Source organism: bacterium, assembly GCA_016716565.1.
Classification (GTDB): Bacteria; Bacteroidota; Ignavibacteria; order Ignavibacteriales; family Ignavibacteriaceae; genus IGN2.
The window spans coordinates 495,515-508,114 of sequence record JADJWC010000002.1 but is presented as its reverse complement, the minus strand read 5'-3'; the positions used below and the strand labels follow the sequence as shown (position 1 = coordinate 508,114).

Annotated in this window: 10 protein-coding genes; 6 read left to right on the top strand and 4 right to left on the bottom strand. The window is 36.7% G+C overall.

The features are described from left to right. The first annotated feature begins 103 nt into the window (after nt 1-103). Both IPM14_09050 and IPM14_09045 read left to right on the top strand, forming a co-directional pair. On the top strand, nt 104-1,159 hold the full coding sequence (locus IPM14_09050) for an ROK family protein (protein ID MBK9098242.1): 1,056 nt from the start codon (nt 104-106) through the stop codon (nt 1,157-1,159). A 110-nt stretch (nt 1,160-1,269) separates the two neighbouring features. Beyond that, entirely contained in the window at nt 1,270-1,617 is a 348-nt protein-coding gene (locus IPM14_09045; protein MBK9098241.1) for a T9SS type A sorting domain-containing protein, read from the top strand. 77 nt (nt 1,618-1,694) lie between these two features. Here IPM14_09045 and IPM14_09040 read toward each other — a convergent pair whose 3' ends face one another. The 4 genes from IPM14_09040 to IPM14_09025 all read right to left on the bottom strand — a co-directional run bounded on the left by IPM14_09040 (nt 1,695) and on the right by IPM14_09025 (nt 7,546). Beyond that, the gene (locus IPM14_09040; GenBank protein ID MBK9098240.1) at nt 1,695-3,638 is read right to left on the bottom strand and encodes an ABC-F family ATP-binding cassette domain-containing protein; all 1,944 of its coding nucleotides are present in this window, start codon (nt 3,636-3,638) and stop codon (nt 1,695-1,697) included. A 9-nt stretch (nt 3,639-3,647) separates the two neighbouring features. Next, nucleotides 3,648-5,888: a hypothetical protein gene (locus tag IPM14_09035; protein MBK9098239.1), complete on the bottom strand. Its 2,241-nt coding sequence runs from the start codon at nt 5,886-5,888 to the stop codon at nt 3,648-3,650. 129 nt (nt 5,889-6,017) lie between these two features. Beyond that, nucleotides 6,018-6,851, bottom strand: a complete 834-nt coding sequence (locus IPM14_09030; GenBank protein MBK9098238.1) for a PHP domain-containing protein — start codon at nt 6,849-6,851, stop codon at nt 6,018-6,020. 5 nt (nt 6,852-6,856) lie between these two features. Further along, complete coding sequence (locus tag IPM14_09025; GenBank protein MBK9098237.1) at nt 6,857-7,546, bottom strand: Crp/Fnr family transcriptional regulator; 690 nt, start codon at nt 7,544-7,546, stop codon at nt 6,857-6,859. Nucleotides 7,547-7,785: 239 nt separating this feature from the next. Here IPM14_09025 and IPM14_09020 point away from each other — a divergent pair, with 239 nt between their 5' ends. The 4 genes from IPM14_09020 to aroB all read left to right on the top strand — a co-directional run bounded on the left by IPM14_09020 (nt 7,786) and on the right by aroB (nt 12,395). Then, nucleotides 7,786-9,858, top strand: coding sequence for a peptidylprolyl isomerase (locus IPM14_09020; GenBank protein ID MBK9098236.1), 2,073 nt, complete (start codon nt 7,786-7,788; stop codon nt 9,856-9,858). A gap of 101 nt (nt 9,859-9,959) precedes the next feature. Beyond that, the gene (locus tag IPM14_09015; protein MBK9098235.1) at nt 9,960-10,682 is read left to right on the top strand and encodes a hypothetical protein; all 723 of its coding nucleotides are present in this window, start codon (nt 9,960-9,962) and stop codon (nt 10,680-10,682) included. Between the two features lie 62 nt (nt 10,683-10,744). Next, the gene (locus tag IPM14_09010) at nt 10,745-11,284 is read left to right on the top strand and encodes a shikimate kinase (protein ID MBK9098234.1); all 540 of its coding nucleotides are present in this window, start codon (nt 10,745-10,747) and stop codon (nt 11,282-11,284) included. 16 nt (nt 11,285-11,300) lie between these two features. Continuing rightward, a complete protein-coding gene (aroB, locus tag IPM14_09005; GenBank protein MBK9098233.1) occupies nt 11,301-12,395 on the top strand; it encodes a 3-dehydroquinate synthase in 1,095 nt (364 codons plus the stop codon). Nucleotides 12,396-12,600: the final 205 nt, after the last annotated feature.

Genomic DNA, 12,600 nt, shown 5'->3' with positions numbered 1-12,600 from the left:
AAATAAGCAAATCTATTCAGCTGTCATGCTGAACTTGTTTCTCCGAAGGAGTCCTTCGGACAGCATCTTATACAATAATCATAGATCCTGAAATAAATTCAGGATGACAGAAGCAGCGATTCTTCTTTTTGATAAAAACACATTTCTCCTTAGTTTTTCCAAAACAAAAAAGGATCACTTCCAGATGCACAGAGATTCAGTAATCAGCATAGATATGGGCGGGACGAAAGTGCTCGGCTGTGTTGTAAATTCCAAAGAGGAAATAATCGCCAGCGTAAAAAAACCAACCGATCCGACTGTCTCCAGGAAAAAATATGTCCACCAGCTTGCAGAAATTGTTTATGAGCTGATCGAGGAAGCTCACGTTAACCGAAAAAAAATAAAAGCTGTTTGTCTTGGTGTACCCGGATTGCTTAATCCGGATTCAGGCGTAATTGGATTGGCTCCAAATCTCGGGTTGAAAAATTTTAACATAAAAAAAGCTCTCGAAGCTGAAATTCCTTTCCCTGTTTTAATAGAAAATGATGTAAACCTCGGTGCGCTTGGAATAAAAACTTTTGGAGTCGGGAAGAAAGCAGAAAATATGCTTGCAGTGTTTGTCGGGACAGGAATCGGCGGAGGATTGATAATTGACGGAAAGATGTACCGCGGTTCAAATTATGTTGCAGGAGAGATTGGACATATGCTTGTCGAGAAAAACGGACCAAAATGCGGCTGCGGAAGAAAGGGATGCTTTGAAGCTATCGCAAGCAGAACGGCAATCGTAAATAAAATTATAAAGGATATTAAATCGGGCAAGCGAAGCAAGCTTTCGAAGCAGGTTAAAGCAGGTGAGAGAATAAGAAGCAAGTCGCTATCCAATGCTGTTAAGTCCGGAGATAAAGTTGTCCGGAGAAGAATTAAAGAAGGATGCGAAGTGATTGGGGAAACTCTTGCAAGCATAGCAAATCTGTTAAACCTCGATTTGATCGTTCTCGGCGGAGGAATGATTGAAGCGCTGGATTTTTATATGCTTCCTTTAATAAAAGAATCTTTTTCCGAACACGTGCTTAATGATTCTGCCAAAGGTTTGAAAATTGTTGCTTCAAAGCTTGGAGATGATGCAGCGGTTTACGGTGGTATTGCTCTTGCCGAAGAGTTTTTGGGTGTGAGGGTTTAGTTTGTAATATGGAGAGAGAAATCCATTAATAAATATTATGGCCATAAATAAAAGAATTGCGGCGTGTAGTCAAAAAAATTAAGTTTGAATAAAAATTTAGAAGGCAAATTATGTTGAAAGTAACTTATTTAATTTCAACTCTTTTACTATTCGTGTATTGTTCGACACCTCATAAAACAACAGATGAGACCTCAAGTCAATATAAGTTGACTGATGAAAATGGAAATCCGTTTTCACCTTCAACTACAATAATTTATGATTTAAAAAAAGATCAGAATGTGAGTCTTATAATTTTTGACATAAATGGAAATCCTGTAGACACACTGGTTAATGCATTCCAGTTGAAAGGTAACTACCAAATTATGCCAAGCTTCTTTGATAATGAATCTGGAGTATACTTATATAAATTGGAAACTGAAGATACAACCTATGTAAAGAAAATGTTAATATTGAAATAATATTAGTTATAGTGATTTTTATCTTTGAATATAACTTTGATTTTATAATTAGATGGTGTAGAGAATTAATTTAAAATTTAACTAAACTCTCTCTCAACCTCCTCCAAACTCAAACTCACTTCTTCCCATTCTTTTACTTTTTCATCAAGAGATAATTTCAGCTCTTTGTGCTTCTCATTAAGTTCACGTATTTGTGTGTGGTTGTTGTATGTGTCGGGATTGATAAGAACTGTGTTTATTTTTTCAAGCTCCCGCTCAAGTTCGTGAATTTCTTTTTCAAGCTTTGTCAGCTTTTCCTTCAAATCTTTTGTTGCTTTATATCTCTGTTGGCGTTTCTCAGCTTCAATACGCTTTTGCTCTTTGCGGGAGGATGTTTCAGTTAGTTGTTCAATTTTTATTGGCGTTACTGGTTGAGTTTCCTCATTTCTTTTATAAAGGTAGTATTCAATATCGCCTTCGTAAATTTTTACTTTGCCTGCACGTATATCAACGACTCTGTTTGCAATTGGTTTGAGAAATTCCACATCGTGAGAAACAAGTATCAGCGTACCGGAAAAGTTAACCAAAGCCTGCTGCAAAACTTTTTTGGATGAGTAATCGAGATGGTTTGTCGGCTCATCGAGAATTATAAAATTGGAAGGGGAGAGCAAAATCTTTGCAAGTGCCAGTCTGCTTTTTTCTCCTCCGGAAAGCACTCCGACTTTCTTGAAAACATCATCGCCTGTAAAAAGAAATGCACCAAGCAGAGATCGAAGTTGTCCGATTGATTTGTCAGAGCCAATTGAGTCTAGAGTTTCAATAAGATCAATTTCAGGATTTAATGAATCAGCAACATCCTGTGAGTAATAGGAAATGATATTGTTATGTCCGCTAATTCTTTCACCTTTATCAATATCGATCTTTCCCGCGATGATTTTTGAAAGTGTAGTTTTGCCCGCACCATTCGGTCCGACAAATGCAATCTTGTCTCCACGGTTCACTCTGAAATCAATTCCATCAAACAGCTTCATCTCACCGAAAGATTTATGGATTCCATTCAACTCAACATTGTAAGCTCCGCTTGGCGGGGGATTGGGAAATCTTATGTTAACCGTTTCTTCATCATCCGGTATTTCAATCAGCTCGACTTTTTCAAGCTGTTTAATTCTGCTTTGAACCTGTCGTGCTTTTGTTGCCTTGTAACGGAAGCGTTCAATAAATCTTTGAGTGTCTTTAATTTTTTTCTGCTGAATTTCCCGCTGGTTAATCAGCATTTGGTCGCGTTCTTCTTTGTATTTCAGGTAATCATTCAGCTTGCCGTTGTATGGATTGATCTTCCTGAGAAAGATTTCCCACGTTCGGTTTGTTGTAAGATTAACAAAATTCTTATCGTGAGAAACAATTATCATCGAACCTTTAAAGCTTTGAATGTAACCAATCAGCCATTGCAGTGAATCGAGATCGAGATGGTTTGTTGGTTCGTCAAACAAGAGTAAATCATTCTGAGCAATGAGAAGCTTTGCCATTGCAATACGCATCTGCCATCCGCCGGAAAATTCATCAGTCAACCTTCTGAAATCTTTTTCTGTAAATCCAAGTCCGGTGAGAATTTTTTCAATTTTATATTCTGCGTTATATGATTCGAGTTCTTCCAAACGAAGATGAACTTCGCCAAGCTGGTTTACTAGATCTTCTTTTTCTTCATCATTTAAAGAAGGAGATTCAAGCTGAGCAATAATTTCTTTTTCTTTTTGCTGAAGTGATTTGATATCAGAAAGGGCAGTGAACACTTCATCAATTAAAGTCTTTCCGCGATGAACAACCTGATCCTGCGGAAGGTAACCGATCGTAATATTTTTTTGTTTGTTGATTCCTCCACTTTCAGGTTCAATTTGTCCGACGAGCATTTTAAGCAAAGAAGTTTTACCTGTTCCATTTGAACCGACGAGACAAATTTTATCACCTGAATGGATTTTTAAATTAACATTCTGGAAAAGATATTCCCCGGTGAACTGAAGAGAGATGTTGGAGAGATCAATCATAAAAAGAAATTATTCACGGAAGACGGCAACTTTTCCTGTTACTACTTCGTTTCCTTCAGAATCAAAAGCAACAATTATATAAACACCGGTATTTACCAACTCACCGTTTTTGTCTTTCCCATCCCAGTAAGCGGTTCTTCCGCCCGGAGAAAAGAATTGACTTACCAGTGTTCCGTCAATTGATAGAATTTTTATCTCGGTATCGCGAATCAATCCGTCAATCGTTAAAAGATTGGTCCCACCTTTTATTTTGTATGGATTGGGATAAACAAACAGCTCATCAAAACTTTCGAGAGGTTTTATGTATGGAGTTTCAAAAGAAGTTAAACCTTCATCCGTTCCAACGTAAACAATTCCTTTGTTCTCATCGATTGCGATGCTTCTTATAATATTAGAAAGCAAAGCACTGTTCTGTGCTGTAAATGTTGTAATCAGTCGTGAGCCATCAGAATTAACAAGTAGCAGACCTTCGTTAGTGCCGATCCATTTCTGATTTAAAGGATCAACTGCAATAGCATTTATCGATTGTTGACGAAGGACAAAAACACTGGAGATGCGGAGTCCTGCACTGCCGGATGAAGGAATACTGCTCGTGTTTGAAATAATATTCACACCAAGACTTGTCGCCACCCATACATCACCTCTTCTGTCAGCTACGACATCACGGATATCATTTGTGTTCAAACCATCTGCTGTAGTAAGATAATCTGATCTGTCATCCGAGGCATCAGTATAAGTTTTATTTTCGTTAAGATAGAATAAACCCAACCGCGAAGGATCCGAGCACGTGAACCATTTGGTATCATATGGATCAATTGAAAGATTTTCGTGTCCGAGCAAAACTCTGTTCTGTGCTGCCGGAATTAAAAAATGATACCAGACACTATCAGGAGTTCTCATTGATAAAGTATTTCTGTCAACTGCCCAATAATTGAGAACCCATAAATTATTTCGAGAGTCTTTCCCAAAACCTGTAACTACTATGAAGTCCGGATTCTGTGGTATTCCCTGCATACCTGAATTAGTTCTATTAAAAAGTTTTTTATTGTCTCCATTTACTTCAAGAAAACCAAAACCCCACGTACCGAGATAAGTGGCGTTTGCGATAGAAGCTGAATGATACACATCGTTATAAGGCAATTCAGGAGTATTTGAAGTATTAAAGATTTCCCAGGTTTCTTCGCTGTAAGTGTAATAGCCGACACCTCTATTGTCTTTTCCGCTTGCTGACCAGAACTTGCTGTTTACATCAACGCTCATACTTGGAAATTGATTTACAGGAGGTGCATTCGGAGATACGAAATCACCGGTCAATGTTGTATTCAGAAAAAGTGTTCCGTTTGCACTTGCGCATGCAAAACCGATATCATGGTTAAATTCAATTTTAGAAAGTGATACAGGAGAATTGTAAAGCAAATTGAGTGTTTGATTGTAATAAAGATATATATTGTTTTGTGCAAGGATAATTATTGAATCACCGCTGATTTGAAAATCATTAATATTAACATTGGCCAGTTCAGTAATGAAATTATTCCATGTATTGTTTGAACGCAGAGCAAAGCCTTTATCAGTACTTACAATCAAATTTCCCTGGAACAATCCTGGTTTTAAAGTTTTGTTTGAAGGCAGTCCATTAAGAATAGAATAAACATCCCATGATTCCGGGGCTGAGAGATTGGAAGCACCCGGCTTTTGAATAGCAACTCCCTGATCGGTACAAACATAAAATAAACCATTCTTTATAGCACTGTTAACTCTTGTGTTTGATGCAAACGTTCCGAATTTGAAGAATGTATCGAAGAAAAGAAAACTACTTGCATTTATAAGTGAAACTCCAAAATCTGTTGCAACGATTATTGTGTCACTTGCAAGAGAAAAATCGTTTATTGTTTTGTTTATCTGATTTGAATTGTAGATATCCATGATTACATCGAGACCGCCAGTACTTTCAGAGTAAATGTCAATTATTCCTTCAGCACTGCCAAACCATATTTTGCCGGAAGCGTCAGCAATCACGGAAGTGAGTGAATTACCTCGCAATCCTTCTGATTTGTGAAGAGTCGTGAATTGATTTGTTTGTGTTGAATAAAGGAATGCTCCTCCATTGGCTGCACTCCAGATGTCATTACCTCTGATTGCAACGTCCTGAACATTTTTAAGAGCAGTGTAATTTTTCCAGTTGATGAATTGCTGGGAAAGGGTAGTTGAAATAAAGTACGGTACGATTAACAAAAAAAATAAAATTCTCATTTTCCATTTCTCAATTGTGAGTTAAACGTAGAAACTTGCTGATCGTACCTCGAAAAATAATTCTGATTGTTATAATAGAAAGTTATAAAAAATACTCAGGTTTGAAAGTCTAAAAAAATATCACCGGAATCATTCAATATTCCTAACGAGCCTTGTTTTCATTGTTTCAACTACCTTGGCAGAGGTATAATACTTACCTAGATTTTCGTCATCTTCTCTTTTTCCACCGTGAAAGTCTGAACCACCGGATTCCAGCAGGAAGTATTCATTAACAATTCCGCGATAAAATCTCACTTGCTCAGGTGAATGAGAAGGATGAATAACTTCGATTCCATCCACTCCTGCATCAATTAATTCTTTAATAAGGATTTCAGGCATATTTCCGGGATGGGCAATAAATGATAATCCTCCGGCATCACTTATAATTTTAAAAGCACTCTGCGGAGATAAATGAACTTTCCGTTCATAAGCAGGTGCATGGTTTCCGATGTATTTATAGAATGCTTCAAAAAATGATTTGACCTGTCCCTTGGCAAGCAATGCTTGTGCAATATGCGGCCTTCCTATCGCTGAATTTTTTGCAAAGACCATAACATCATCAATTGTTATGTCGAGACCAAGTACGTTAAGCTTTTTTACCATTCGAGCAGCTCTCTTTACTCTTTCCTCACGGAAGAAGTTAAGATAATGTTCGAGGTCTTTATTCTTTGGATCAACAAAATATCCAAGAATGTGCACTTCTGTATCTCTAATATCTGTACTAATTTCAAGACCGGGGATAACTTCGATGTTATATTTTTTTGCGTAATCTGTTGCTTCATTGATTCCATTTACACTATCGTGGTCAGTAATACTTAGTGTGCTGATTCCCTGGTTAAAAGCTTTATCAATTAATCGTTCCGGTGCATGATATCCATCGGAATAATAGGAATGCAGATGTAGATCGGTTTTCTCAGCAGCCATTTTTCTCAGAGAGCATAAAGGGATTTAAACTTTTCGTATTCCACAATTCTCAATTTTGAACCCTCAAGTTCAATTAAACCTTTCTTGGCAAAAGAATGAAGTGTCCGTGAAATCGTTTCTCTTGAAGTCCCCGCCATGTTAGCCAGTTCGTGCTGGAAGGGAAGTCTTTCAATTTCAACAACACCGTGTTTTATTTTCCCGATATCATCAGCAAGCTGAAGTAGAACAGTTGCAACTTTTCCTTCGGCATCTTTAAGGGAAAGTGCTTTTATCTTCATTCCGGCAACACGCAGTCTTTGAGTTAATTCCTGCAGTAATGCAATTGACACTTCCGGATGTTCTTCAAGCAGCTTTAAAAAGTCATTCCTCTGGATTATAAAAATTTTTGAATCCTCCATAGCAGTAGCCGTTGCTGATCTCTCGAGACCGTCGAGTAGAGACATTTCTCCAAAAAAATCAGAGGGATTTAGGATTGAAAGAATCACTTCTTTATCGTTATCCTCAGAACTAATCCTGGAAATTTTAACTTTTCCGGAAATGATGATAAACAGAGCAGAACCGGCGTCTTTCTCTGACAAGATTATGGATTCTTTCGAAAAACTTTGGACCGAGCCGGACCGGGATAACTGTGCAAGTGTTTCATCTTTTAATTCAGAAAAGATGGGAACAGTCTTTAAAAATTCAACTTTTTCCAATTTTATTATAACTTTTTCTTAATTGATGACAATCTAAAATAGGTTTGATTGGTCTGAAAATCAAATAAACAAATGGCTTAACTTCAAGAGAATAACCAGCTGAATTGTCAACTATTCCTGAGAAGGACTGTCTTATCCACGCTAATTTTAATTGATTTTTAACGAGTCTGTATCTATGTTTGTATCCTTATTTTTGAACTAAAAACGGAGAATTTTAAGTAATGGGAATGATGGCTAAAATGAGGAACCTGGCACCAGTATTTATAATTACAGTCGGTGCTTTGTTTGTCCTCTTTATGGTAATTTCTGATTCGAACGTACTAGAAGCGATTGGCGGCAGAACGAACGATGTTGGCTCAGTTAATGGAACTGATATTTCTTACCAGGAGTTTCAAATGGCTGTCGAAAGACAAAGAGAACAGCAGAAGCAGCAAACTGGTAATGACATTCCCGAAGAACAATTTGATCAGTTCAGGGATCAGGTTTGGGAAACCCTGGTTACTGAAAAACTTATTGAACAGGAAGTACAAAGACTTGGTATTACAGTAAGTAATGAAGAAATAAAGGAAATTATTTTGGGAGATGATCCTCCGGCTTTCCTTAAACAGAATTTTATCGATTCACTTGGACAGTTTAATCGTGAATTGTACGAACAAGCAATTTTCGATCCGCAGAACGAACAGGTTCTTTTACAGGCTGAAGAAGTAGTAAGGCAAACTCAATACAGACAAAAATTGCAAAGTCTGCTTGAAGCCGGCATTACAGTAAGTGAAGCTGAAGTGAAAAGAAAATTCATTGAGCAGAATACTTTTATGGATGGTAAGTTTGCACTTTTTGCTAACGCTCTATTTCCGGATACAATATTTAAACCTTCTGAAAAAGAACTGAGAGAATATTATGATGACAATCCTGATAAATTCAAAATAAATGCACAAAGAAAAATTTCGTACGTTTTATTTCGACACGAACCCTCACATGCAGATAGCATGATGGTGATTAAGAATCTTGAAAACGTTAAGAAGACTGCTGAGGGAGACACTTCCGACTTCAAATATTTTGTAGATATTTATTCCGAGACACCTTATTCCATTGATACTTTAACAGCTTCGGGTTTAACTGGCGAAGCAATCAATGCTCTAAAGCTAGCAAATGTTGGTTCAATTGTAGGACCGGTTCCTTCTCAAACCGGAGGATTTGTGCTTTATCATCTCGTAAACGTAATACCTTCAAAAGACAAGTTTGTCAAAGCTTCACACATTTTAGTTTCACAAATGGGAGATGACGCCGCAAACCTGGCTGAAGCAAACCGGATTTATCAGGAATTAATTAACGGTGCTGATTTCAAACAGACGGCTATCGAGCATTCAAAAGATCCCGGTTCAGGCAAAAACGGTGGCGATCTTGGTTGGTTCGGAAAGGGAATGATGGTAAAGGAGTTTGAGGATGCATGTTTTTCAGCTAAAGTTGGCGAAGTTCAAAAGCCTGTCAAAAGTTCTTTTGGTTATCACATAATACTTGTGACAGATCAATCAAGCAGCAAATATGTTGTCGAAAAAATTACTAATGCAGTAAAAGAATCAGCAACAACCCGTGATGCAAAATATACTTCAGCAAATGATTTTTCCTACCTTGCAAAGAAAAACGGATTTGAAAAAGAAGCAGAGCTTGTGGGATATACTATTCAGGAAAGCGGAAGCTTCACAATGAAGAGTCCTTCTATTCCCGGCGTCGGTGCTAACAAAAGACTTGTGACTTTTGCATTTGAGAATGGATTGAATTCCGTCAGTGAAGTTCACAGATTGCCTAATGGATATATTGTCGCTAAAGTTTCAGAGGTAATTGCAGACGGACTTGAAAAATTTGAAGCTCAGCAGCCGAAAGTGCGTCAGCTTTATGTTGTTGAAAAACAGTACGAAAAATCGCGTGAGCTGGCTTTGGAGGTTATGAAGAAAGCTAATAATGATATTGATAAAGTAACTCAAATCGATTCGAGAATTCAGGTCGCTAATACTGGAAAATTCAGCGCTGCCACTTCAATTCCGATTCTGGGAAAGGATAATGCAGTTATATTTACAGCCCTTTCTATGAAACCGGGTGAAACATCTGAGCCAATAAAAGCATTAAGAGGTTATGTTGTCTTCCACCTGACTGAAAAAACTCCATTTGATTCTACTGCATTTCAAAATCAAAGTGCAACTCTCAGAAACACAGTTTTCCAGGAGAAAAAATCAGTATCTCTAAATTCCTGGTTAACAGAAATTAAGGAGAAAGCTAATATAACGGACAACAGACATCTGTTCTTCGGTTATTAATATTAAAAATTTTAAAAACCCCCTTTCATCAAAAAAGGATGAATAGGGGGTTTTCTTTTTTAAATAATTTTATACAAGTTCTGAAGCACTTACTAACTTTTTTGAAGATGATCAGACTTACTACAAATCTATTGGCTTTGACTATTTTAACTTTTCCGGTATTTGCTCAGACGGATTCAGCAAATATTGGTATAGCTGTTAATGCAGTTTACACAACTTCAGCAGAGGTTTTTCTGAATCCGAATTCATCAAGTCCGGAAGTGAGAAATAGATCTACAACATTTGAAGATATCTGGAGCCCTGCGCTTGATGTTCGTTACAGATTTTCGAAGGAGTTTCTGCTTGGTTTAAATGCTGAGTATATTAGTAAAACTTTGTATCTGCCCAATCTAACAGCATTTATTGGCAACCAGGTTTTCATATTTGAAGTTGAAGACGGTTTCAGAGTTGTACCGATAGAACTTACCGCTTATTATCATTTCCCTTTTTCAACTGAAGATTTCAAATTTATGATGGGTGGAGGTCTCGGATATTATATCGGTGAATTCGTAAGAAAATTTCAGGATGTTGAACTTGAAGTAACTCAGAGAAAATTCGCTCTGGGATTGCATGTTTCTGCTTCGATGGACTATGTAATTATTCCTGAAGTTGCAGCAAGATTTGAGATGAAGTTTCGTAATCCGCAGTACACCGTTTCGAGCAAGTACTCAAAGGCACAAGTTATTTACCAAGGAAACGTAATTGATCTTCCGGAAAACGCATTCGATACAAAAATTGATATCGATGGACTCACATTTATTCTCGGTTTTGTATTCAGCTTCTGATTCATCACAACTACCCGCCTTTAATATTCAACCGATAAAACCTATTTTTGAACTATCTACTTATGAAGAAAAAAATATATTACTTAACCGGATTTATGGCTGCGGGAAAAAGCACCATCGGACCAATTCTTGCGAACACTCTCGGATGGAATTTTTTTGATCTCGATAAAGAAGTCGAAAACCAGGAAGGGATGAAAGTTGTTGAGATATTTGACACTAAAGGAGAAAGTTATTTCAGAAAAATTGAGACGGAGATTTTAAGAAAGCTTTCAGAAAAAAATGAATCAATCATTTCGCTTGGCGGGGGTGCAATTGCTAGCGAAGAAAATTTCAGCATAATCAAATCATCCGGGAAAATAATTTATTTGAAATCATCTCCTGAAATGGCTTATAAAAGATTAAGATTTAAAAGAGATCGTCCTGCTTTTATTTTTGAGGGGGAAGAAGTTCCAACGAAGGAAGAATTTTTATTGCGGATAAATCAGCTCCTCGATGCCCGGAAGGGATATTATGAGCAAGCTGATTTCATCATTGATACCGATAATCAAACTGTGGGGAAAACTGTTGATATAATTGCAAAATTTATTTTGAGTGAATCATAAATAATTTTAGAAAATCTTGAACAAAGTCTTAGTCAAATCAATAAAGCAAAACTATCCGGTATTTGTCGGCAGCGATACACTCCCGATTCTTCCTGAGTTAATATCTGAATACGATCTTCCCAAAAGAATTTTTGTAATTCTTGACAGAAACATGAAGCAGTATTTCGGCAATAAAATAAAGCGAACAATAAACGCAGTTGCAGAGAAAATACATTACTCGGTTGTAACAGCTTCTGAAAAAAATAAATCACTTGATGCTACTACTAAAATTTATTCTGCTCTTTACAAACAACAATTTGGAAGAGACACACTTATAATTTCAATTGGTGGTGGGACAATTGGTGATCTTGCAGGATTTATTGCTTCCACATATATGCGGGGAGTTCCACTCGTTCATATACCAACAACATTTCTTTCGATGGTTGATAGCTCAATTGGCAGCAAAACAAGCGTGAATTTCAGGGAAGCAAAAAATCTAATTGGATCATTTAATTCGCCGTCATTTGTGTTGATTGACATAGGTTTTCTTAAAACACTACCACAGAAAGAGATAATTTCAGGATTCGGTGAGGTAATTAAATATTCATATCTGACAGATAAGACATTATATAATAAGCTTCTTTCCGATTTTCATCTGTTGAAAAAATTGAATTTAAAATTTATTAACGAAATTATTTTGCAATGCATAAAAATAAAATCAGCTGTAGTATCTGTGGATGAATTTGAAAAATCCGGATTGCGAAAGATTCTAAACTTTGGTCACACTTTCGCTCATGCTTATGAAAGCATTTCTAATTATAAAATTTCTCATGGCAAAGCTGTCATAATCGGAATATTAAACGCACTATATCTTTCTTATGAATTAGGTTTTATAAATCAGAACAAGCTTGATAAAATGATTGAACTCCCACTGAAATTCAAAGCTGAATTAAAGTCAACCAAATTCGATGGAGAAGATATCCTCAGATCAATGAGATACGATAAAAAGAATAAAGAAGGACAGAACCGGTTTGTTCTGATAAAAGACTTCGGTGAAATTTTAGTAGATGTTCGGGCAAACAAAAAAGCAGTGCTTAAAGTGCTAAATAAAACGAATAAGATTTTGGTTTAAAAGGGCAACTGCCGGATTGTGAGGGCGAAACCCGGCAGCTTTGTGTGTCATATTTGGAGGGATGCTATGCTTAAACTATTTCGTTTTATAATTATCAATATCAATGCCACTGGTTTTTATATTGTTTTTATGTTTCAAATAAGCTAATTATTGAGAAAAATAATTTCAGTGTAAATATTACCTGTAAAATGGTATTTGCAATCCC

Excerpts from the sequence above, each read along its gene's own strand:
- IPM14_09010 (MBK9098234.1), top strand. The coding sequence starts at position 10,745 with ATGAAGAAAAAAATATATTACTTAACCGGATTTATGGCTGCGGGAAAA.
- IPM14_09050 (MBK9098242.1), top strand. The coding sequence starts at position 104 with ATGACAGAAGCAGCGATTCTTCTTTTTGATAAAAACACATTTCTCCTT.
- IPM14_09030 (MBK9098238.1), bottom strand. The coding sequence starts at position 6,851 with ATGGCTGCTGAGAAAACCGATCTACATCTGCATTCCTATTATTCCGAT.
- IPM14_09045 (MBK9098241.1), top strand. The coding sequence starts at position 1,270 with ATGTTGAAAGTAACTTATTTAATTTCAACTCTTTTACTATTCGTGTAT.
- IPM14_09040 (MBK9098240.1), bottom strand. The coding sequence starts at position 3,638 with ATGATTGATCTCTCCAACATCTCTCTTCAGTTCACCGGGGAATATCTT.
- IPM14_09020 (MBK9098236.1), top strand. The coding sequence starts at position 7,786 with ATGAGGAACCTGGCACCAGTATTTATAATTACAGTCGGTGCTTTGTTT.
- IPM14_09035 (MBK9098239.1), bottom strand. The coding sequence starts at position 5,888 with ATGAGAATTTTATTTTTTTTGTTAATCGTACCGTACTTTATTTCAACT.